Raw genomic sequence first — 22513 nt, forward strand, 5'->3', positions numbered from 1 at the left:
TGCAGTGAGTGACACAACAAGAGCTGATCCAGTATTCAAAATGATGATAACAAAAAATGTCGATACAAATTTTTACATACAATAAACCATTCAGACTTGAGTCGGGAGCTTTGCTCAATCAATATCATTTGGCATACACAACGCTGGGTGAATTGAATGAAACAAAAGATAATGCCGTTTGGATCTTTCATGCATTAACAGCCAACAGCGATCCATCAGAATGGTGGAGTGGGTTAGTTGGCCAAGGAAAACTATTTGATCCTGCAAAACATTTTATTGTATGTGTGAACATGCCCGGCAGTGCATATGGCAGCATTGGTCCGTTGGATATTAATCCGTTAACTGATGAGCCATACTACCACGATTTCCCCTGGTTTACTACAAGGGATATGATCCGTGCTTATGATCCGTTACGCAAGTTTTTAGGTATTGAAAAAATATACATTGGTATTGGTGGAAGCATGGGCGGACAACAATTATTGGAGTGGGCTATTGAAGAGCCGCAGTTGTTCGAACATATTATTCCTATAGCAACGAATGCTTATCATTCAGCCTGGGGTATTGCGTTCAATGCATCGCAACGTTTAGCAATAGAAGCTGATTCAACATGGAAGAATAAAGCTGAAGATGCTGGCACTGAAGGATTGAAAGCTGCAAGAAGTATTGCATTGCTATCTTATCGTCATTATGATGCGTATGGCATCAGCCAGATCGAAGAAAGTAATGATGTGCTGGAATCATTCAAAAGTGAATCTTATCAGCGTTACCAGGGAGATAAATTAGTGAAACGCTACAATGCGTTCAGTTATTATTTTCTCAGCAAAGGAATGGACTCACACAATGTGGGCCGTAGCCGGGTTTCTATTGAAGGAGCGTTAAAAGAAATTACCGCCAAAACATTGGTGATCGGTATCAGCAATGATGTGTTGTTCCCTGTTAGTGAGCAGCAATTTCTGGCAAATATCATCAGCGGAGCAAGCTTTAAAAGTATTGAATCGTTTTATGGTCATGATGGATTCTTGTTAGAGTACGATCAGATCAGTAAAGCCATCAATAATTTTTTACAGCAAACGCAGAAAACAGATTTAAAAAAACAATTAACGAATTAATATGTCATCAGATAAACAATTGGTCATAGGACTGTTTGGGTTTGGAGTAGTAGGAGAAGGTTTGTACAAAGTATTGCAACAAACGCCATCATTGAATGCACGCATTAAAAAAGTGTGTATCAAGAATCCGAATAAGAAACGTAATGCTCCCGAAGAATTATTTACAACCGACAGAGATGTATTGCTGAACGATCCTGAAATTAATGTGATTGTAGAGGTGATCAACGAAAGCGAACCGGCATTTTACATCGTCTCAACAGCATTAAAGAGCGGAAAAGAAGTTGTGAGCGCCAGCAAGAAAATGATCGCTGAGCATTTACCTGAACTCCTTCGTTTGCAAACTGAAACAGGTATTTCATTCCTGTACGAAGCATCAGCTTGTGCATCGATTCCTGTGATCCGTAACCTCGAAGAGTATTACGATAATGATCTTCTGCACGGTATACGTGGTATTGTAAACGGCAGCACCAACTACATTCTCACAAAAATGTTTGAAGAGAAACTTGATTTCAAGCAAGCGTTGTTACAGGCACAGCAATTAGGTTTTGCAGAAGCAGATCCTACATTGGATGTAGATGGTTGGGATGCAGTAAACAAATGGGTGATATTGTTATTACATGCATACGGCATCGTATCGCATCCCAATGATATATTGTTTACAGGTATTCAGAACATCCAGGGTTCAGATGCTACCGTTGGCCGTGAGAAAAATTTAGAGATCCGTTTGGTGGGCCAGGCTAAGAAATTACAGAATGGTAAAGTAGCTGCGTTTTTACTACCGCAGTTTGTAAAGCATGATGATCATTTGAGTTTTGTGAAGAACGAATATAACGGAGCTGTGGTTGAAAGTTCTTTTTCTGATAAGCAATTCTTCTATGGTAAAGGTGCCGGTTCATTCCCAACAGCATCGGCTGTGTTGAGTGATATTTCTGCTTTGCGTTACGATTATAAATACGAGTACAAGAAATTGTATTATCATCAACCAAATGAACTTACCAACGATTACTATCTGAAAGTATACCTGAGCTTTGACGATTGGAATTATATTCCAAAAGAAAAGTTTGAGTGGATCGAAGAGTGGCATGCAGAAAGTGATCGTAAGTATTTAGTGGGTGTGTTGCATGCAACGGAGCTGAAAGAAAATAACTGGTGGAGAGAAAACGGAACATCACTTATTCTTTCTCCTGAACCTATCATTGAAGATGTAGAGGTTCGTAAGCTGAAGAAAAAGAGTCTTGAATTAGCAGGTTTAAACTTTAATTGATCATGAGTTTACAACAACAAATAACTGAACTGGAAAGCCTTTTGCAGGATAAAAGTCCTGCAGCGGCTCTTCAGTTGTTAAGCGAACGTTTTAAAGGCAATATCGTTTTTTCAACCAGCTTTGGTTTGGAAGATCAGGCCATCAGCCATTTGATCTTTTCTGAAAAATTGCCGATTGATGTGTTTACACTCGACACCGGTCGTATGTTCACCGAAACATACAGCACCTGGCGTTCAACATTGGAAGCATACAATCAACCTATTCACGCTTATTATCCCAACGCAGAAAAGCTGCAGTCTTTTGTGACGGAGAAAGGTCCGAATTCTTTCTACGAATCAACTGATAACCGGAAAGAATGTTGCGGTATCCGTAAAGTGGAGCCATTAAAACGTGCATTGAAAGGCAAGCAGGTTTGGATCACAGGTTTAAGGGCTGAACAAAGTCCTGATCGTCAGTCCACTTCTCAGCTAGAGTGGGATGAAGGTAACCAGATCATCAAATTTCACCCCATCCTGCATTGGACATGGGAAGAGCTGAACCAGTTCATTCGTGAAAATCATGTTCCATACAATTCTTTACACGATAAAGGTTTTGTAAGCATTGGTTGCGCTCCCTGTACAAGAGCCATCCGCCCCGGCGAAGATTTTCGAGCCGGCCGTTGGTGGTGGGAGGATAAAAGCAACAAGGAATGTGGGTTACATGTGCATACAGATGTAAGCCAAACGTCAAATTCCTGAATTACGCAAACGTTTACACAAGAATAAACAAATGTTAGGCACTTTGAGCCTTATATTTGCAGTCATACAACCCTACTCAGTAAGTAGGATAATAAGCAGATCATGAGTCAATATCATTTAAATTATTTAGAGCAGTTGGAAGCGGAGAGTATTCAGATCTTCCGTGAGGTTGCGGCGCAGTTTGAAAAACCGGCCCTTTTATTCAGTGGTGGAAAGGATTCTATCGTGATGGTTCATTTGGCAAAGAAGGCATTTGCCCCCGGCAAAATTCCTTTTCCTTTGGTACATGTTGATACCGGACATAATTTCCCCGAAGCATTGGAATTCCGTGATTGGTTAGCAAACCAGGTAGGTGCTACACTCGTTGTGCGTAAGGTAGAAGATACCATCAAGCAGCGCAGCTTAACCGAGCCAAAAGGAAAGTTTCCAAGCCGTAACTGGTTACAGACATATACATTGCTCGATACCATTGAAGAATTTGCATTTGATGCATGTATTGGTGGTGCCCGCAGAGATGAAGAAAAGGCCCGTGCAAAAGAACGCATCTTTTCTGTGCGTGATGAATTTGGACAATGGAACCCTAAACTGCAACGTCCTGAATTGTGGAATATCTACAACGGCCGTATTCATAAAGGTGAAAACGTTCGTGTGTTCCCGATCAGTAACTGGACTGAATTAGATATCTGGAATTATATCCGCAGTGAAAAAATTGATCTGCCTTCTATTTATTTCGCACACGATCGTGAAGTGATTTTACATGAAGGTCAGTTGGTAGCAATGAGTGAGCATGTGCAGCCATCAGAAGAAGATCAAATCATCACAAAGCGTGTTCGTTACCGCACTGTTGGTGATATGACCTGTACTGCAGCTGTTGAATCAAATGCTTCAAACTTAGATGAAGTAATTGAAGAGATCATTGCAACACGCATCAGCGAACGTGGTGAAACACGTATTGATGACAAGGTAACAGAAGCTGCAATGGAAGACAGAAAGAAGAATGGGTATTTCTAAAGAAGTAAGTGGTGACTAGAGAGTGGCCAGTATTCATTCACAATTATTGATTTTTAATTTTTTAAGATAACATGGACTTATTACGTTTTATAACCGCAGGTAGTGTAGATGATGGCAAAAGCACATTGATCGGTCGTTTGTTGTACGATAGCAAGAATATCCTTATCGATCAATTGGAAGCATTGGAAAAATCAACTAAGAACCGGACTGATGGTTCTGTTGATCTTGCGTTGTTAACCGATGGCTTACGTGCAGAAAGAGAACAAGGAATTACCATTGATGTGGCGTATCGTTATTTCACTACACCAAAGCGTAAGTTTATTATTGCTGATGCTCCCGGTCATGTGCAGTACACAAGGAACATGATCACCGGTGCAAGTAATGCCAACCTCATTATTATTTTGGTTGATGCAAGACAAGGTGTGGTTGAGCAAACTCGTCGTCATTCGATCATTGCTTCTCTACTGAAGATCAAGCACGTGGTAGTAGCCATCAACAAAATGGATTTGGTTGAATACTCGCAGGATGTGTACAACAATATTGTAATTGATTATGCTGATGTAGCAAATCAATTAGGATTGAAAGATGTGACTTATATTCCGATCAGCGCATTGAATGGCGATAACATCGTTGATAAATCTGAAACAATTACCTGGTACGATGGCAAACCATTGCTTGAGTTCCTTGAAGCTGTTGAAATTGACAACGATATTAATTTAACTGATCCACGTTTCCAGGTACAGTTGGTGATCCGTCCGCAAACAGAAGATCTGCACGATTACCGTGGCTATGCCGGACAGGTAAGCAGTGGTATTTACAAAGTAGGCGATAAGGTAACAGTATTGCCTGCAGGCATTGAAACAACTATAAGCACTTTGGAAGTTGGTGGCAAATCGGTTAATGAAGTATTTGCACCGCAGAGTGTAACTATTCAGTTGGCCGATGATATTGATATAAGTCGTGGCGATTCAATTGTAAAATCAGATAATCAACCACAGGTGAGCAATGAGCTTGATGTGATCCTTTGCTGGATGGATGATAAGCCATTGATTCCCGGTAACAAATATTACCTGCAGCATGGCAGCCGTCTCGTACGTTCTGTGGTAAAGCAGGTAGAATATAAATTGGATGTAAACAGTTTACAGCAACAACCCATTGAAGGAAATGTAAAATTGAACGAAGTGGTAAAAGCTGTGATCAAAACGGCTTCACCGATTGTGTTTGATTCTTACGGTAAGCTTAGTGAAAACGGAAACGCTGTCCTGATTGATGAAACAAGTAACAGCACTGTTGCTGCAGTTTTAATACAATAAAAACCGAAAGGTTTTTTTTATGATCAAAAACCCTACTCACAGAGTAGAATAGTAAAGAGAAGAAAAGACATGTCAAACCAACCTCATACAACAAGCGGCAAAGTGATTCTTGCAGGAGCGGGACCCGGCGATGCCGACCTTATTACTGTAAAACTGCAACAGCGTTTGGCAGAAGCAGATGTAATTATTGTTGATCGACTGGTAAACCCGAAGATCACTGATTTATATGCACGCCCTGATGCGTTGGTATTGATGACAGGTAAACAAGGTTATCACGATGGATCCGTTGCACAGGAAGATATCAATAAGCTCTTGGTTGGTCATGCAAAGAATGGTAAAACTGTTTTACGTTTAAAAGGTGGTGATGTTGCTTTCTTCAGCAATGTCCTCGATGAATTACAAAGTTTGCAGGAAGAAAATATTCCATTTGAAATTATTCCGGGTATTACTGCTGCATCAGGCGCATCGGCTTATGCAGGTATTCCATTAACAGCAAGAGGTTATGCCAAGGCTGTTCAGTTCATTACATTTAACCCATGCAGTTTTTACAGCCGTGAGCAATGGAAAGCGTGGGCAACATCAACCGATACGTTGGTGTTTTATATGGCTGCACGCAATCTTGATGGTTTAACAGAGTTGCTGTTGCGTCATTCTAAAAAACCAAACACGCCGCTTGCAGTGATTGAGCAGGCCACAACAAAATTTCAACAGGTCCATATAACAACAGTTAGCGATTGCGCCATCGATTTTGCAACGAAGAAATTCAGTTCACCTTCATTGGTCATCATTGGTGATGTGGTGAAACTGCATGAGCAATTCAGCTGGTACAAAGCCAGTAAAGCAGGTTCTGTTTTTCATGAATTAGTGACTGTTAAATAAAGCATTTTATGATTGGCGATTTACGATTAAAAAAATTACATGAGTTTTTCGAAGGCTATTCCAAAGAAGAATTGATTTGGGTGAATGGTTATTTGTCAGGGCTTGTAAGCAATGGCAAAGCGAATGGTACTGCTGATGCAAATGGACAGGATCATAAAGCCGTGTCAACAAAAAAAATCACACTTGCTTTTGGTACTGAAACAGGCAACTCAAAAAAGCTCGCAACACAATTAGCTGCTGCCGGTAAGAAACACGGTATGAATGTAAAGCTTACTGATCTGAGTCAATACCGTATTACTGATCTTCAAAAGGAGGAATTCTTTTTTGTGGTGATCAGCACTCAGGGAGAAGGTGAACCACCAATTCCTGCAAAGAAATTTTACGATTATATTCATGAGAATGAATTGTCACTTCCCAATTTAAAATTCAGTGTGTTGGCGTTGGGCGATACTTCTTACCCGATGTTTTGCAAAACAGGTGAAGATGTAGATGCACGTTTCAAAGCCTTTGGTGCAAAAGAAGTAGTGCCTATTCAAAAATGTGATGTAGATTATGAAGAAGATGCGCAGGCATGGTTTACTAAAGTATTGCAGGTTGTAGAAAATCAAACTGCAGTTGCTCCGGCTGCTGCTGAACCTGCACCTGTTGCCAAAAAGCCAACGGGTAAAAAGCATTACCACGGTACGATTTTGACCAATATCAACTTAAACGATCGTGGATCGAAGAAAGCAACTTATCATATTGAAATAGGAACGGATGAGCCGATTGCCTATGAACCCGGCGATACAATTGGTATTGTTCCTAACAACAGAGCCGATGTAGTGGATCGTATTTTATCACTCACAGGAATAGCTGCTGATAAAGTAATTGTAACGGCTAAAGCAGAAGGCACAGTGAAAGAACTGTTGTCGCATAATCTGAACATCTGCTACCTGTTAACTTCAACCATAAAAAAATACGCAATACTTACACAACAGGAAATTCCTGATACAAGGATGGATCTTGTTGATCTCTTGCGTATCTATCCCGTAAAAGATGCTGATCAGTTTGAAGATGTGATTAAGATATTAATGCCGATTGCACCTCGTTTGTACTCGGTATCATCCTCACCTGCAGCGCATGGCGAAAATGAAATTCATATCACGGTAGCGAAGAATGCATTTTTATCGCAGGATGAACAGCGTTATGGTTTGTGCAGTGAGTTCCTTGGTGATTTGCCGGTAGGTTCATCAATTACCTTCTATGTGCACAAGGATAAAAATTTCAAATTACCTGCTGCTGATAAAGATGTGATCATGATCGGTCCCGGTACTGGTGTTGCTCCGTTCCGTTCATTTCTTGCCGAAAGAGATGCAACAGGTGCAAATGGTCGTAACTGGTTCTTCTTTGGTGAACAACATTTCACAACAGATTTTCTCTATCAAGCAGAAATACAGAATTACGTAGAGACAGGTGTGTTAACGAATATTGATCTTGCTTTCTCCAGAGATCAGCAGGAGAAAATATATGTGCAACATCGCATCAAAGAAAAAGCAGGTGAGTTTTTTCAATGGATCGATGGCGGTGCTTCTGTTTACATCAGCGGAACAAAAGATCCAATGAGTAAAGATGTGGAGCATACATTATTGCAGATCATTGAAGAGCACGGAAAGAAAACAAGTGAAGAAGCACATCAATATCTGGAGCAGCTGAAGAAAGAAGGCAGGTATGAAAAGGATGTTTATTGATAAATAATCGAACTAAGTTATATACTGAAATGGCGGAGCAAGTAAAAAATAAAGAGAAGGTGGCCTTATCACCAGTTGAGCGGATCAAAACTGCAAGTGAAGGTTTAAGAGGAACGTTGAAGGAAAGTTTAACGAACCAACTCACAGGTGCATTGTATGAAGATGATCAATCGTTGATCAAGTTTCATGGTATGTACCAGCAAGATGACCGTGACAGGAGAGAAGAGCGTACAGCCAAAAAATTAGAATGGCTGTTTTCTTATATGATCCGTTTGCGTTTACCTGGTGGTTTTTTATCACCTAAACAATGGGTGGCTCTGCACGAAGTGGCTGGCGAACATTCTACCGGTACCATCAAGATCACTACAAGACAAACAGTGCAGTTGCATGGTATATTGAAATCACACATCAAACCAACGATCTCTGATTTTAATTTAGCTAAGCTTGATTCTATTGCAGCTTGTGGTGATGTGAATCGTAATGTTACCTGCAGTGCACATCCGAACGAATCAGAAATTCATGAGCAAGTATTTGCATTTGCTGATAAGATCAGTGTAATGGCGTTGCCAAAAACAAGATCGTATTACGAAATATGGCTTGACGAAGAAAAACTGGCAGAGAAAACAGAAGATGATCCATTATACCAGGATCGCTACCTGCCACGTAAATTTAAGATTGGTATTGCTATTCCTCCTAACAACGATGTGGATGTGTTGACGAATGATGTAGGATTGATCGCTGTGATTGAAAATAATAAACTCATTGGTTTCAATATTGCTGCGGGTGGTGGTTTAAGTTCAACACACGGTAACCCGAATACCTATGCACGTTTGGCAACTGTATTGGGTTTTGTTACTGTTGAGCAAACATTGAAAGCGGTATATGAAGTGATCACTATTCAACGTGACTATGGAAATAGAAGTGATCGTAAACTGGCCCGTTTGAAATATACAATCGATCGTTTAACCGTTGAAGGTTTAAAAGAAGAACTGGAAAAGCGTTGTGGTTTTGAGCTTGGTGAAATAAAACCTTACAACTTTACTTCACGTAAAGATCATTATGGCTGGAAAAAGAATCATCAGGGAAAATGGTATTTCACACTTTTTGTAGAAAATGGCCGTGTGTTAGATGATGAACAGGTAGCAATGAAAACAGCATTGCTGGAAATTGCAAAAACAGGAAAAGCAAATTTCCGGTTTACCGGCAACCAGAATGTGATCGTTGCAGATGTGCTGGAAGCAGATAAACCTGCAATCGAAAAATTATTGAAAGAATTTAAACTGGATGAACATACTGCAAATGCCGGCGCACTTCGTAAGAATGCAATAGCATGTGTGGCGTTCAATACCTGTCCCTTAGCATTGGCAGAAGCACAACGTTATTTGCCAACGTTGATCGACAAGATCGAACCAATACTCACCAAACATGGTTTGCAGGATGATGAAATTATTCTGCGTATGACCGGTTGTCCAAATGGTTGCGGTCGTTCTCCTGCAGCAGAGATCGGGTTTGTAGGTACGGCGTATGGTCAATACAACTTACATATTGGTGGTGACAGGGAAGGAGAGCGTTTGAATACAAAATATAAAGACAGCTTAAACGAAGAAGAAATTCTAACAACACTCGATGAGTTATTTGGAGTTTATTCCAAAGAACGTAACAGTGGCGAAACGTTTGGCGATTTTTCACAGCGTAAATGGATATTGAATTAATCGCTTGAACAAATTGCTTACGATAGGATTAGTTGCACTTTCAGCAAGGGCTTATACACAAACGCCGCCTGCTGAATTGTGGATTGGTGCAAATGTTACCGTTGCATTTCAAAATAATTGGCAATGGCATAATGATGCTGGCTACAGAACCAACGGTGTAAATCTTGTGCCGCATCAATATCTTTATCGCACAGGTATCCGTAAGATATTTTCAACGAAATGGAACGCAGCTGCCGGTGCTGCATTTTTTTCAACCAGGATATCGTACAACAAAGACGATCATGAATTCGGAAATGAATACCGGGCCTGGCAGGAAGTAAATCACCAGCATGAATGGAAAAATGGTTTCAGCTTACAGAACCGGTTCAGGACTGAAGAGCGTTTTTTTGAAGAGGTGAGTATCAGGGATGCTTACAAAGCATTACGGTTACGTTACCGTGTTGGTCTTACAAAACGGTTTGCAGAAAAATGGACAGTTCAGGTGGCAGATGAGTATATGCGCCAGTTGCAGCAGAAGCAATTTTTATATAATCAAAACAGAACCTTGGTTTCGTTGGGGCATGATTTGAAAAAACACGTACAATTGCAGGCCGTTTATATCTGGCAGCAACGTTCAACGGGATCACAACATATTTTGGCACTCTTATTTCAAAAAACAATAACAGCAGATGGAAACAAGAACTGAGGCAGATAAAAAAAACAGGCTTTATCCTGTTTTCCTGAAGCTGGAGGAATTACGCATCCTGCTGGTTGGTGCAAGGAATGTTGGTTTAGAGAAACTACATTCGTTGCTTGCAAACTCACCGGAAGCAAGTATTACAATCGTTGCTCCCGTTGTGAAAGATGAAGTAAGGAAATTAGTATTTAAACATCCTGCATCTGTTATCGTTCAACGTGAATTTGAAGCGGCTGATCTTGAAAATAAAGACATTGTTATTCTTGCTACTGATAACCGGAAACTGCATGAGGAAATAAGATTACTGGCAAAAGAGAAGGGTTTGTTGGTGAACGTAGCAGACACACCTGACCTCTGCGATTTTTATTTGGGCAGTATCGTACAAAAAGGAAACCTGAAAGTAGCCATTTCAACAAATGGGAAATCACCCACCGTTGCGAAACGTATCAAGGAAGTATTGAATGATGCATTGCCGGGTGAACTGGATGAAGTGATCGAGAACCTCCACCATGTAAGAAACAAGTTGAATGGAAATTTTGAGTACAAGGTTAAGAAGCTTAATTCAATCACAAAGGTATTAGTTGAAAAAGATCGTGTGGGTACAGAACGGCAATGGAAAAAGATCGCTACGTATTCACTGATCGCTTTTGCCTTTATGTTGATCGGTCATTTTATTTTCTCCTACATTCCATTCGGACAAATAGCAACAGATACAGTTGCCTGGTATAAAACGCTTGATAAAAATTTCCATTGGCTGGTATTAGCTGGTTTTCTTGCACAGTTGGTTGATGGTGCATTAGGTATGGGTTATGGTGTTACGAGTGCAACGGTATTATTATCTGCAGGTGTTAGTCCGGCAACGATCAGTGGTGCTGTGCACACAGCAGAAGTATTTTCAAGTGCAGCATCGGGTTACAGTCACTACAAATTTGGAAACGTCAATAAAAAATTATTTAAAGCCCTGGTAATACCGGGAGTTATTGGTGCTATACTCGGCGCTATTTTGCTTACATGGTTAGGAAACGCAGATGCTGTTTGGTTACGGGCAGTACTTGCCTGTTATACCATGTTCCTTGGTATCAAGTTTTTGATCAATGCATTTCGTGAACAACGTCAGCAAAAGAAATTCAAACATTACAGTGCTCTCGCAGGTGCCGGTGGTTTCCTCGATTCATTCGGCGGCGGCGGTTGGGGTCCTTTGGTTACTACTACACTCATCAATAAAGGACGAAGCCCCAAGTATGTGATTGGTTCTGTAAGTTTAACGGAGTTCTTTGTAACACTTGCAAGTGCCTTTACTTTTTTTACATTATTGGGCGTAAGCCATTGGCAGGTAATTGCAGCATTATTGATAGGCGGTTTTGTTGCTGCTCCCATTGCAGCAAAGCTTACCGGTAAAATGCCAAAGAAAACCGCTTATATCCTTTTAGGTATTCTTGTAATTATCTGGAGTCTACGGATCTTGCTAAAAGCCTTCTAGGCTTTTTTTTAAAATATAAGTCTATCTTTTTGGTAGATTAATAATACCCTACTAAATTTGTAGGATAAATGAAAAAAATCAATCATCTCAACATTCACCTGATCATGCGATTTGCATCGGCTACACGATGTTGTATGTGTAACTGTTGATCATTTGCTCCTCCATATAACTATCATTCTTTTCGCTCTTAATAGCGATCTATCTATTTATTTCTAAAAACTAATCATGATGGGAAGGCGTTTTCTTTTTGTTTTATTCCTGAGTGTACTTACACAGTTTTCGTTTGCACAGAGTGCATTAAAAGGAATTATTAAAGATGGTAAGGGACAGCCGGTTGAGGCTGCCAGTATCAAGGTAAAAGGAACAGCTATTAATGCTGTTGCTGATGGTAAAGGACAGTTTAGTATTCCTGCTCCAAAGGAATTACCTTTTACATTGCTTATTTCTTCGGCTGGATATTACCCAAGCGAAGTTGAGATCACTGAGTTAAAAGAGGCTGAATTAAATATTGTTTTAATTGACAATAATCAATTGTCGGAAGTAGTGATTACTTCACGTCGTCGTATTGAAACGGCACAGAATGTTCCTATTGCTATTTCTGTAGTTGGTGGTGCACAAATTGAAAATGCGGGTGTGTTTAACGTAAACCGTTTGAAAGAGTTAATACCAAGTGTACAACTTTATACATCAAATCCACGTAACACCGGTATCAATATCCGTGGTCTTGGTTCACCATTCGGACTTACAAATGATGGTCTTGATCCGGGTGTAGGTTTTTATGTTGATGGTGTATATTTTGCACGCCCTGCAGCAGCAACACTTGATTTTATTGATATTGAACAGATCGAAGTATTGCGTGGTCCGCAGGGAACACTGTTTGGTAAGAACACCACTTCAGGTGCATTCAACATCACAACACGTAAACCAAGTTTTAACCCGGGTGCAAATTTTGAAGTGAGTTATGGTAACTATGGATACATACAAGCCAAAAGCTCAATAACAGGAGCATTAACAAAGAAAATAGCCGGACGTCTGTCTTTCTCAGGTACACAACGCAATGGTTTAATTGAAAACGTTAAAACAGGAAAGTATACGAATGATATCAATAACCTTGGCCTACGTGGCCAGTTATTATTCAAGCCTTCAGTGAATACTTCTATCACAGTTGCAGGTGATCTATCACGTCAACGTCCTGATGGTTATGCGCAAGTAGTGGCAGGAGTTGTGCAAACAAAACGTGCAGCATACCGTCAGTTCAATGCAATCATTGCTGATCTTAATTATTCACTGCCAAGCCAAAATGCTTTCGATCGTAAAATTGATCATGATGTTCCCTGGAATTCTGGTAATGATCTAGGTGGGGCATCATTGAATATTGAACAAAAATTAGGACTTGGTACACTCACTGCAACTACAGCATGGCGTTATTGGAATTGGGATCCATCCAATGACAGAGACTTTACAGGTTTACAGGCATTGGCTAAATCTCAAAATCCGGCTAAGCATCAAAACTGGTCACAAGAAATTCGTTATGCAGGTCAGTTGTCTTCACGCTTAAGTGGTGTTATTGGTTTGTTTTATATTGACCAGGAAGTGAAAATCAATGGTACAGAAGAATCTGGTTCTGCTCAGTGGCGTTTTTCACAAAGCTCCACCAGTAATCTTTGGCAAACACCCGGTCTTTTTGAAGGCTTTGGAATTTATACAAAAGCTTCAATCAAATCGCAGAGTGCGGCTGTATTCACAAACATTGATTGGGAAGTTGCAGAGGGTTTTCACATCTTACCAGGGTTGCGTTACAACTATGATAAGAAAGATGTTGTTTACAATCGCTTGGCAGCAGGTGGTTTAGATACTGCAACATATAATGGTACAACCGCTCAAAAAATAACCTTACAAGGATTTAAGAACGGAGTTTATACCAGCCAGTCCTATGTTGCAAATGCTGATGAGAATAATCTTACTTATCAACTTACACTATCGTACCGAGCAAATAAGCATATCAATGCGTTTGCAACTTATTCTACCAGCTTTAAACCTGTTGGTGTTAACGTTGCAGGTTTGCCAACTGTAAACGGTCAGGCAGCAACTGATCTTGCAGTAATAAAACCAGAGGATGTAAGACATTATGAAGTGGGAGTTAAGACAAATCCAACCGACAATTTTATTTTTAATGTGATATACCATAACACGAATATTAAAAACTATCAAACGAATGTTCAATCAGCAGAGTTAGGTGTTAACCGTGGTTACATTGCAAATGCTGAAGAAGTAAATGTAAACGGCGTTGAAGTTGATGTAAACTATAAAGTAAATAGTCACTTCCTGTTCTATGGAGCGTTGGCTTATACTGATGCGAAGTATGTGAAGTTTACAAATGCACCGCTTCCGCTTGAGGAAACAGGCTTAACAGAAAATGGCGTGCAGAAAGCATTTAAAGATATTTCTGGCGGTCGGCTTCCCGGTATTTCGAAATGGTCAGGATCATTGGGTGGTGAGTTTACTACACCCGCTGCATTCTTAAGTAAACCCGCAAAATTCTTTATTGCGTTGGAAAGTTTTTATCGGTCATCGTTTTCTTCAAGCCCATCTCCATCAGCGAATCTGAATATTGATGCTTATACGCTGGTGAATGGAAGACTAGGCTTTCGTGCAGCAAATACCGGGTTCTCTGCTTTTGTCTGGGGTAGAAATATTTTCAATAAAAATTATTACGAACAACTCTTACCTGCAGGTGGTAATGCAGGACATTATGGAGCTGTTCTGGGAGATCAGGCTACGTACGGTGTAACATTGCGTTACTCACTTTAATAAAGTATGATAACAGATTTTGAATTTAGTTTTCCCTATAGCAAGCAATCGTAAAGAAAGCGAGGCATCCCGATTCTTCGGGATGCATTTTTAAAAAGCTGTATGGCCGAGTGGTGAGGTGAAAGTCTGCAAAACTTTTTACGTCGGTTCGAATCCGACTGCAGCGTCTATATAAAGTATTGTAATATGAAATATGTTTTTTTAACAAGCAGTTTAGTGTTATTACTTTTATCATCAACCAATGCCCAAACAAAAACCACAGTTGATGTGCGACAGTTATGGACAGGTTATTTTAATCAAACCCGTTTAACTGATAAATGGGGTTTTTGGACAGATGTACACTTGCGGACAAAGGATAATTATTTCAATAATCTTTCGCAAGGCATTATACGTTTAGGGCTAACCTATTATCTGAGTGATGATGCAAAGCTTACTGCCGGGTATGCATATGTGAATCATTTCCCTTCCGATAATCATAAAAACATTTCACAGCCTGAACATCGTCCATGGCAACAAATTCAATGGCATACAAAATATCCCAGGCTGAAGCTGATGCAGTGGTTCCGGTTAGAAGAACGTTACCGCAGGAAAATTAAAAATGATGATGAATTAGCTGATGGATACAATTTTAACTTCAGGCTTCGATATAATATTCTGTCGCAGTTTCCACTGAGCAAGAAACGCTTTCAGCCAAATACGTTTTCATTTGTGTTAAGCAATGAAGTATTTGTAAATTTTGGAAAACAGATCGTTTATAATGTGTACGATCAAAACAGGTTCTTCGCAGGGTTTCATTACCATGTAAACAAACACGATAATCTGCAATTCGGCTATATGAACATTTACCAACAGTTGGCTGCGGGTAATCAATACCGAAGTACACATGCGGCCCGGGTCTTCTATTTCCATAATCTTGATTTAAGAAAAAAAGCGAAACATGAATAAAATTTATCTTAGCGATTCAGGCCCCAAAGTATCACCTGCCATCTATGGCTTTTACAGGTGGAGAGAAGAAGAAGTTACTATAGCTAATGTTGAACGAATTGTGAACCTTAGTTTGGAGTTAGGGATTAATACATTTGATCATGCAGATGTTTATGGAGGATACCAGGCTGAAAAAATATTTGGAAAGGTAATTAAAGATTCGTCTGTTAAACGGGAAGATATTGTGATCTTCAGTAAATGCGGTTATAATGTACCACATCCGTCAAAGCCGCAGATCAGGGTAGCACATCACAATACTTCCAGCAAGCATATTGTTGAAAGTATTGATCAGTCATTGAAAAACCTGCAGACAGATTACATTGATGTATTTCTGTTAAATGGTCTTGATCCTTTATCTGATCTTGAAGAAACTGCACTTACACTTCGTCGCCTGAAAGATGCAGGTAAAATAAAAAATATTGGTGTAGTGAATTTTTCTGTATTTCAGCATCAGTTACTCAGTTCCTATCTGCATGTGCCGATTGTAACCAATCATATTGAATTGAACCTGTTGAACACAACAGCGTTTGATAATGGACAGATCGATTACATTAAGCAGAAGTATATCCGGCCTTTGGCAACAGCTCCCTTGGCAGAGGGCAGAATTGCAGAAAGCGCAGAACGAACACCTTTGCGTGTAAGAGGAAAACTGGAGGAACTTTCAAAAAAGTACAATGTACATTTTGAATCAATAGCTATTGCATGGCTAACAAAGTTGGGTGCATTGCCATTGATCGGCTCAAGCAATGAACAGCGCATACGCAATATTGCTAAAGCATTTGAAATTGATCTTGATCACCAGGATTGGTATGAATTGTATCAGGCATCGAAAGAATAAACTTTGGCTTATGCGAATGCGAAAATTGGTATTAACCATGTTTACAGTTTTGATTATGATTTTTTCTTCAGCCGAGATCGTTAATTTTTTACCAGCCACAGTAAAAGGAAGAGTGGTTGATAATCGCTCTGGAAAACCTGTGCAGGCTGCTCATATCTTTATTACAAAAGGTGAAGAAGAAATATTCAGCAACAGTAAAGGGGAGTTTGTATTGAAAACATGGCATCAGTTGCCGGTAATAATTACTGTTGAGCATAAAGATTATAAACAACAGACCATTCGCATCACAAGCGAAACAGATCAGCTGACTATTTCGCTTGTACCAATTCATTAAACAATTCTTCATGCAGTTAAATTACCTGGCATTTGCAGTCCCCTTATTCACCGGCTTAATGTTGTTGGAATATTATGCGGGTGTGAAACAAAAGAAACAACACTATTTTTCTTTCGATGAGGCAGTTGCTAACGTTAATGTGGGAATTGGTGAACGTCTTACTGATCTTTTTACAACAGGGTTGTTTTATTATTTTTTTGCATGGATCTATCAAAACTTTGCTTTGTTTGATGTAAAGCCGAATGCTATTACATGGGTGCTGCTTTTTCTGCTCACAGATTTTATGTGGTACTGGTATCATCGTTTTGGTCACGAGGTGAATTTGTTCTGGAGTGTGCATGTAGTACATCATCAAAGTGATGATTTTAATTATACGGTATCGGCCCGCATAACAGTATTTCAATCAGCAGCACGTTGTTTGTTTTGGGCTGTATTGCCTTTGTTTGGTTTTCCTCCTGAGATGATCACCACGTTGCTGTTGATCCACGGTGCGTATCCTTTCTTCACACATACACAGTTGATCGGTAAACTGGGTTGGGTTGAATATTTATTTGTTACGCCTTCACATCATCGTGTGCATCATAGCTCGAATCCGCAATACCTCGATAAGAATTATGGCGATGTGCTTATTGTCTGGGATAAACTCTTCGGCACATTTGCAAAAGAAGTGGAACAACCGGTTTACGGTTTAACCAAACCATTGAATAGTCATAGCTTTTTATGGCAGCATTTTCACTTCATTATGGAAATATTCGTTTCGTTTAAACGTGCCACAACAATCAAAGGAAAATGGAAAAGCATTTTTGGCAAACCGGATGATATTGATCCGAGGATACGTTCCGGTCTTGAACGAAAGTTTTCACGAAAGGAATATGATCTCACACAAACCAATGCGCTACGTAATTATATCAAGCTGCAAACCGTAGTATCGTTACTGTTACTTTTCCTGGTGATTTTATTTGAACATTATCTTAATACAGCTCAATTGATCACAAGTGCACTTTTCATCATCCTCAGTGTGGTTACAACAGGTGCCATGCTGGAGCAACGTCGATGGATCGTATATCTTGAGTTTTTCAGGTTGGGTCTCATGGGTATTTTTATTTATCTCTGTTATCCTTCTTACAGCATCAGTCTGTTTATTCTGCTTGTATTGGGAGGGCTGTTGTTGTTTTGCCGCACACTCAGTGAGCGATACAACGGCTACCTATATACTTCCATTCGTTCGTAAGAAAATGGTAAAACCATTGCGCAGAATGTCATCTTTCTGATGTCTCAAAAACGGTTTCCCCGTAACTTCGCAGCTCATTCAGAAGAACAATAAAGATATGAGTAAGTATCATCCACAAACGGACGCCATCCGGTTACAAATGAATCGTACCAACGAGAAAGAACATAGTACTCCTTTGTTTTTAACCAGCAGTTTTGTGTACGATAGTGCAGAAGATATGGCAGCTGCTTTTTCGGATGACAGTCTTGATGTAAATATCTATTCCCGTTTTTCAAATCCAACCGTTGATGAGTTTATTGATAAGATAGCAGCCCTTGAAGGTGCAGAAGCTGGTATTGGTACCGGCACGGGTATGGCTGCAGTGTTTTCAACTTTCATGACCTTTCTCAGCAAAGGCGATCATATCATTTCTGCATCAGCAGTATTTGGTTCAACACATACCATTCTTACAAAGTATTTACCGAAGTGGGGTTTTGAATCGAGCTACTTTGATATGAATGCACCGGAATCAATTGAAGCGTTGATCAAACCCAACACCAAGTTGTTGTATGTTGAAACGCCATCAAATCCCGGACTTGATATTATCGATCTTGAATATGTAGCAACAATTTGTAAGAAGCATAATATTCTGTTTGTAGTTGATAACTGTTTTGCAACACCTGCTGTTCAACAACCAATAAAATTCGGTGCTGATCTTGTGTTACATTCAGCAACAAAATTTATTGACGGGCAAGGAAGAGTATTAGGTGGAGTAGTGGTAGGCAGAAAGGAACTGGTGCATGAAATGTATTTGTTTGTGCGTAACACCGGTCCATCTCTCAGTCCGTTTAACGCATGGGTTTTGACGAAGAGTTTAGAAACATTATTCATTCGAATGGATAAACATGCTGATAATGCGTTGAAGCTTGCACAACGATTGGAAGGAAACGCAAAACTCAACTCGGTAAAATATCCGTTTCTCACATCGCATCCGCAATACGAAATTGCAAAAAAGCAAATGAGTAACGGCGGTGGTATTGTTACGTTTGAATTAAAAGGAGGCATTGAAAGCGGTCGCAAGTTTTTAAATGCATTAGAAATGTTATCGATGACCAATAATCTGGGCGACAGCAGAAGCATCGCTTCTCATCCTGCCTCAACAACGCATTCCAAATTATCTGTTGATGAAAAGAAAGCAGTAGGTATAACGGATGGCTTGGTGCGTATCTCTGTTGGACTGGAACATATTGATGATATTATTGCAGATATTGAACAGGCATTGGAAAAATGCTGATTCAATAAACCTGATAGTAAAGGAAAGGAGCCACGCTTTGCGTGGCTCCTTTATTTGTGGATACAACAGTCTTAAAATAAAAAGCCCCGCCACAGGGACGGGACATTATTACCTGATAAAACCAAAACACTCTTTAGCGTGTGGGCATAGTTTCGTTTGTGCCTTTTACCTTTTTCAGGAGTAAAATATAACCGCAACATTCTTTATTCTTTTTGTTCACCTGCACGGGTTTGATCATGTGCCACTCACTGATCTTTGGCATATAACCGTAGCTGATAATATTGCCATCCAATTCAGGTTTTAATTTTTTGTAATACACCTGCTTCTCATCATAATCGTACATGCGTACTTCCTGGATCTTGCTGCTTGGGTCGCCAATAAAAACAATATGATACCAAGCTCCTTGTGTCATGGGGACAACCACCGGCATTTCAAACTCACTTTCCATGGTCATGCTGGCTTCTTTCAATACCATAAACCCACTCTGTTCGAATGATTTCTTTAAACTGTCGACTTGTAAACTGATGGATTGATTTGTGCAACTGCGTTGGCGGATAACATCCTGTGCGGAAGCAAATGTGCACAGTAACGCAAATGTGCAGATGAAAAATAAGTTTTTCATACTAGTACGGATTATTAGGGTTTTAATGCTGTTTTTCAGCAGGATTTGGTACGATTTACAGTACAAGATACTGTATATATTATGATATTGAAGCCTTTTCAATGCTATGTTTTACTACTACGTAGTTCCCCTTATGTTGATTTATGATTTTTACCTGATGAATATACCAAGAATTGTGCCTCGATGAACCTTACGACCCCTTATAGGTATAAAAAGAATTGGCCTGGGCTGTACAGGTGAGAACAAGGTCGTTAATGCACACATGCGCAGGCAGGCTGGCCGCATAAAAAATAACATCGGCCACATCCTTTGCAGAAAGGGGAGTGTAGCCGGCATATACCGATGCTGCCTTGTCTTCATCACCCTTAAAGCGGACCATTGAAAACTCTGTTTCAGCTGCTCCGGGGTGAATGGCCGTTACCTTTATTTTATGTTTTAAGAGGTCAATACGCATGCCTTTGCTGATGCTGTCAACAGCTGCCTTACTTGCACAATACACATTGCCGTTTTCATACGCTTCTTTACCTGCAGTTGATCCAAGATTTATTACATGGCCTCCATTTCGTTTGATCATATACGGTAGTACTGCACGGCTCACATACAACAGCCCTTTCAGGTTTGTATCGATCATGATTTCCCAATCTTCCAGATCAGCTTCATCAAAATGATCACGACCCAATGCAAGGCCTGCATTGTTCACCAATAAATCAATGCCCTGCCATTCCTCAGGTAAACTGTTGATGGCCACAAACACTTCATCTTTCTGCTGCACATCAAATGGCAACAAAAAAATGTTAACACCATACTGTTCTTCTAACTGCGTTTTGATTTCCTGCAAGCGATTGAGCCTGCGACCATTTAAAATAATATTCCAGTTGTTGGCTGCAAATACTTCAGCACAGGCTTTTCCAAAACCTGATGTGGCACCGGTAATAAAAACAAGTTTGCTCATGCCGTGAATGTACAGAGAAACTGAATTGAGCGAACGGGATATGAATGATTTTTTAAAGCTTAATATCTTCGATGGTCCTGTTCTGGCGGCTGCGTTCGGCACCAAAAGCCATGAGATGACTTTCAACCGAAACTTCAATGGAAGAACTGAGTAAGTCTTTGTTTTGTTGATATACAGCCTGCACCCAATCTTTCACCAGGCGATGATCGCCACCGCCATGTGCATCTGTTTTTAAACTCCAGGAAGTTTGTTTGCGGGTTTTAAAATCGGTGAGTACAAAGCTTTCCATGTCACCTATAATATCACCCTTCGACCCCATGATCCTTGTCTTTCTTCCTTCATACGATACATGTGCTTCCATAGAGAAAGCGGCAGTAGTTCCGTTTTCAAACAACATGTTCACCGTGAGATGATCAGGCTGATCATTATCCATCCTGTACACACATCTTCCGTAGTCACTCGTTTTTAATTGCTCTAAAATAAACGGTCCTTGCTCATCTTCATCTTCCGGCAAATCGAACACATAGGTTCGTTTACGATCACGGTAATAGATCTGCAATGCAGAATAAGCACAACTGTCTTCCACTTTACAACCGTCGGTGCAACGTTCTGTGCTGCCTTCCGGTGCATTCGCATTTTTAAACCAGCGAAGATTACCAAAGCAATGCACATCGTGTACGGGACTGTTCACCAACCAACGGATAATATCTGTATCGTGTGATGATTTTGCAAGGATGATGGGAGCCGCCATTTTACTGTTACGCCATTTACCACGCACATACGAATGACTCATGTGCACATGTTCAATGGGCTCCATATGTTGTATGCTGATGATCTCACCGATCAATCCTGCATTGATCACTTCTTTCAATTCACGGAAATAAGGTGAATAGCGTAAAACATGACATACACCTACGATGCGACCGGTTTCTCTTGCCTTTTGCAAGATCAATCTGCATTCTTCTTCTGTTGGAGCAATTGGTTTTTCCAATAAAATATCATAACCTGCTTCCAATGCTGCAAGACATGGTGCTGTGTGCAATTGATCAGGCGTAGCAATAATTACAGCATCCGCCATTTTCTCTTTTACAAATACTTCCTTCCAATCTTTAAAGCAATGATCGGCCGGTATTTTGTGTAATCGTCCGGTTTTTTTTCTGCGTTCGGGGTTGCTGTCGGCTACAGCTACAATTTGTAATTCATCTTCATTTTTGATAGCATAATCGGCATAAATACTTCCCCGATGTCCGGCGCCGATAAGAATAGCCGTAACCGGCTTTTCAATTTTCTTATGCAGCGGATTGAAGAAAATATCATCCTGTAAACCAAATAAACCGGCTACTTCCTTCCAGCCGAGTGTGGCAAGGCTGGTGAACGATTCAATATGACGTAATAATTTTCGTGATGCAATAAATTGACGTAGCGACATAACTTACACAATTCTCCTGTTAAACGAATAATTCCTTGTCAGCCAATTTGCTGATTTGTTATGAGACGAATTGTAACAAAGATCGGTGGCAAGTGAGTTTTATTTATTCTCAACAACTGTTTGCACCGGTA

At 40.1% G+C, this 22513-nt stretch carries 19 protein-coding genes and 1 tRNA gene; 17 read left to right on the forward strand and 3 right to left on the reverse strand.

All coding sequences use genetic code 11. The annotated features are described in order from the left end of the window. Nucleotides 1-56 precede the first annotated feature (56 nt). From WG989_RS10960 to WG989_RS11040, 17 genes are all read left to right on the forward strand, one after another. Complete coding sequence (locus tag WG989_RS10960; protein ID WP_340429403.1) at nucleotides 57-1109, forward strand: homoserine O-acetyltransferase family protein; 1053 nt, start codon at nucleotides 57-59, stop codon at nucleotides 1107-1109. A 1-nt stretch (nucleotide 1110) separates the two neighbouring features. After that, nucleotides 1111-2373 carry a homoserine dehydrogenase gene (locus WG989_RS10965; RefSeq protein WP_340429405.1) on the forward strand — a complete coding sequence of 421 codons (1263 nt, stop codon included), beginning with the start codon at nucleotides 1111-1113 and terminating at the stop codon, nucleotides 2371-2373. 2 nt (nucleotides 2374-2375) lie between these two features. After that, on the forward strand, nucleotides 2376-3110 hold the full coding sequence (locus WG989_RS10970) for a phosphoadenylyl-sulfate reductase (RefSeq protein WP_340429407.1): 735 nt from the start codon (nucleotides 2376-2378) through the stop codon (nucleotides 3108-3110). 102 nt (nucleotides 3111-3212) lie between these two features. After that, on the forward strand, nucleotides 3213-4121 hold the full coding sequence (gene cysD, locus WG989_RS10975) for a sulfate adenylyltransferase subunit CysD (RefSeq protein WP_340429409.1): 909 nt from the start codon (nucleotides 3213-3215) through the stop codon (nucleotides 4119-4121). A 71-nt stretch (nucleotides 4122-4192) separates the two neighbouring features. Beyond that, the gene (locus WG989_RS10980; protein WP_340429410.1) at nucleotides 4193-5434 is read left to right on the forward strand and encodes a sulfate adenylyltransferase subunit 1; all 1242 of its coding nucleotides are present in this window, start codon (nucleotides 4193-4195) and stop codon (nucleotides 5432-5434) included. A 69-nt stretch (nucleotides 5435-5503) separates the two neighbouring features. Beyond that, nucleotides 5504-6313 carry a uroporphyrinogen-III C-methyltransferase gene (cobA, locus tag WG989_RS10985; protein WP_340429412.1) on the forward strand — a complete coding sequence of 270 codons (810 nt, stop codon included), beginning with the start codon at nucleotides 5504-5506 and terminating at the stop codon, nucleotides 6311-6313. Nucleotides 6314-6321: 8 nt separating this feature from the next. After that, entirely contained in the window at nucleotides 6322-8040 is a 1719-nt protein-coding gene (locus WG989_RS10990; RefSeq protein WP_340429414.1) for a diflavin oxidoreductase, read from the forward strand. Between the two features lie 29 nt (nucleotides 8041-8069). Then, nucleotides 8070-9752, forward strand: coding sequence for an assimilatory sulfite reductase (NADPH) hemoprotein subunit (gene cysI / locus WG989_RS10995; protein ID WP_340429416.1), 1683 nt, complete (start codon nucleotides 8070-8072; stop codon nucleotides 9750-9752). Between the two features lie 4 nt (nucleotides 9753-9756). Beyond that, the gene (locus WG989_RS11000; protein ID WP_340429417.1) at nucleotides 9757-10437 is read left to right on the forward strand and encodes a DUF2490 domain-containing protein; all 681 of its coding nucleotides are present in this window, start codon (nucleotides 9757-9759) and stop codon (nucleotides 10435-10437) included. Beyond that, nucleotides 10421-11908 carry a TSUP family transporter gene (locus WG989_RS11005; RefSeq protein ID WP_340429419.1) on the forward strand — a complete coding sequence of 496 codons (1488 nt, stop codon included), beginning with the start codon at nucleotides 10421-10423 and terminating at the stop codon, nucleotides 11906-11908. Before WG989_RS11000 ends, WG989_RS11005 begins: the two co-directional genes overlap by 17 nt. Nucleotides 11909-12136: 228 nt before the next feature. Then, nucleotides 12137-14719: a TonB-dependent receptor gene (locus WG989_RS11010; protein WP_340429420.1), complete on the forward strand. Its 2583-nt coding sequence runs from the start codon at nucleotides 12137-12139 to the stop codon at nucleotides 14717-14719. A gap of 96 nt (nucleotides 14720-14815) precedes the next feature. Next, nucleotides 14816-14886 (forward strand) — tRNA-Cys (locus WG989_RS11015). A gap of 19 nt (nucleotides 14887-14905) precedes the next feature. Then, the gene (locus tag WG989_RS11020) at nucleotides 14906-15664 is read left to right on the forward strand and encodes a DUF2490 domain-containing protein (protein WP_340429422.1); all 759 of its coding nucleotides are present in this window, start codon (nucleotides 14906-14908) and stop codon (nucleotides 15662-15664) included. Continuing rightward, a complete protein-coding gene (locus tag WG989_RS11025; protein ID WP_340429423.1) occupies nucleotides 15657-16541 on the forward strand; it encodes an aldo/keto reductase in 885 nt (294 codons plus the stop codon). The genes WG989_RS11020 and WG989_RS11025 overlap by 8 nt, the downstream gene beginning before the upstream one ends. A gap of 10 nt (nucleotides 16542-16551) precedes the next feature. After that, complete coding sequence (locus tag WG989_RS11030) at nucleotides 16552-16875, forward strand: carboxypeptidase-like regulatory domain-containing protein (RefSeq protein ID WP_340429425.1); 324 nt, start codon at nucleotides 16552-16554, stop codon at nucleotides 16873-16875. Nucleotides 16876-16885: 10 nt separating this feature from the next. Beyond that, entirely contained in the window at nucleotides 16886-18106 is a 1221-nt protein-coding gene (locus WG989_RS11035) for a sterol desaturase family protein (protein WP_340429427.1), read from the forward strand. 97 nt (nucleotides 18107-18203) lie between these two features. Then, complete coding sequence (locus WG989_RS11040) at nucleotides 18204-19379, forward strand: O-succinylhomoserine sulfhydrylase (RefSeq protein ID WP_340429428.1); 1176 nt, start codon at nucleotides 18204-18206, stop codon at nucleotides 19377-19379. A 133-nt stretch (nucleotides 19380-19512) separates the two neighbouring features. Here the strand turns inward: WG989_RS11040 and WG989_RS11045 are convergent, their stop codons facing one another. From WG989_RS11045 to WG989_RS11055, 3 genes are all read right to left on the reverse strand, one after another. Then, nucleotides 19513-20001, reverse strand: coding sequence for a hypothetical protein (locus WG989_RS11045; RefSeq protein ID WP_340429429.1), 489 nt, complete (start codon nucleotides 19999-20001; stop codon nucleotides 19513-19515). A 190-nt stretch (nucleotides 20002-20191) separates the two neighbouring features. Continuing rightward, nucleotides 20192-20953, reverse strand: a complete 762-nt coding sequence (locus WG989_RS11050) for an SDR family NAD(P)-dependent oxidoreductase (protein WP_340429431.1) — start codon at nucleotides 20951-20953, stop codon at nucleotides 20192-20194. Between the two features lie 52 nt (nucleotides 20954-21005). Then, complete coding sequence (locus tag WG989_RS11055) at nucleotides 21006-22382, reverse strand: Gfo/Idh/MocA family protein (protein ID WP_340429433.1); 1377 nt, start codon at nucleotides 22380-22382, stop codon at nucleotides 21006-21008. Nucleotides 22383-22513: the final 131 nt, after the last annotated feature.

The organism is Lacibacter sp. H407 (assembly GCF_037892605.1).
Classification (GTDB): domain Bacteria; phylum Bacteroidota; class Bacteroidia; order Chitinophagales; family Chitinophagaceae; genus Lacibacter.

Bases quoted from the DNA above. Each gene is read 5' to 3' on its own strand.
- WG989_RS10960 (WP_340429403.1), top strand. From the start codon at position 57: ATGTCGATACAAATTTTTACATACAATAAACCATTCAGACTTGAGTCG.
- WG989_RS10965 (WP_340429405.1), top strand. From the start codon at position 1,111: ATGTCATCAGATAAACAATTGGTCATAGGACTGTTTGGGTTTGGAGTA.
- WG989_RS10970 (WP_340429407.1), top strand. From the start codon at position 2,376: ATGAGTTTACAACAACAAATAACTGAACTGGAAAGCCTTTTGCAGGAT.
- cysD (WP_340429409.1), top strand. From the start codon at position 3,213: ATGAGTCAATATCATTTAAATTATTTAGAGCAGTTGGAAGCGGAGAGT.
- WG989_RS10980 (WP_340429410.1), top strand. From the start codon at position 4,193: ATGGACTTATTACGTTTTATAACCGCAGGTAGTGTAGATGATGGCAAA.
- cobA (WP_340429412.1), top strand. From the start codon at position 5,504: ATGTCAAACCAACCTCATACAACAAGCGGCAAAGTGATTCTTGCAGGA.
- WG989_RS10990 (WP_340429414.1), top strand. From the start codon at position 6,322: ATGATTGGCGATTTACGATTAAAAAAATTACATGAGTTTTTCGAAGGC.
- cysI (WP_340429416.1), top strand. From the start codon at position 8,070: ATGGCGGAGCAAGTAAAAAATAAAGAGAAGGTGGCCTTATCACCAGTT.
- WG989_RS11005 (WP_340429419.1), top strand. From the start codon at position 10,421: ATGGAAACAAGAACTGAGGCAGATAAAAAAAACAGGCTTTATCCTGTT.
- WG989_RS11010 (WP_340429420.1), top strand. From the start codon at position 12,137: ATGGGAAGGCGTTTTCTTTTTGTTTTATTCCTGAGTGTACTTACACAG.
- WG989_RS11020 (WP_340429422.1), top strand. From the start codon at position 14,906: ATGAAATATGTTTTTTTAACAAGCAGTTTAGTGTTATTACTTTTATCA.
- WG989_RS11025 (WP_340429423.1), top strand. From the start codon at position 15,657: ATGAATAAAATTTATCTTAGCGATTCAGGCCCCAAAGTATCACCTGCC.
- WG989_RS11030 (WP_340429425.1), top strand. From the start codon at position 16,552: ATGCGAATGCGAAAATTGGTATTAACCATGTTTACAGTTTTGATTATG.
- WG989_RS11035 (WP_340429427.1), top strand. From the start codon at position 16,886: ATGCAGTTAAATTACCTGGCATTTGCAGTCCCCTTATTCACCGGCTTA.
- WG989_RS11040 (WP_340429428.1), top strand. From the start codon at position 18,204: ATGAGTAAGTATCATCCACAAACGGACGCCATCCGGTTACAAATGAAT.
- WG989_RS11045 (WP_340429429.1), bottom strand. From the start codon at position 20,001: ATGAAAAACTTATTTTTCATCTGCACATTTGCGTTACTGTGCACATTT.
- WG989_RS11050 (WP_340429431.1), bottom strand. From the start codon at position 20,953: ATGAGCAAACTTGTTTTTATTACCGGTGCCACATCAGGTTTTGGAAAA.
- WG989_RS11055 (WP_340429433.1), bottom strand. From the start codon at position 22,382: ATGTCGCTACGTCAATTTATTGCATCACGAAAATTATTACGTCATATT.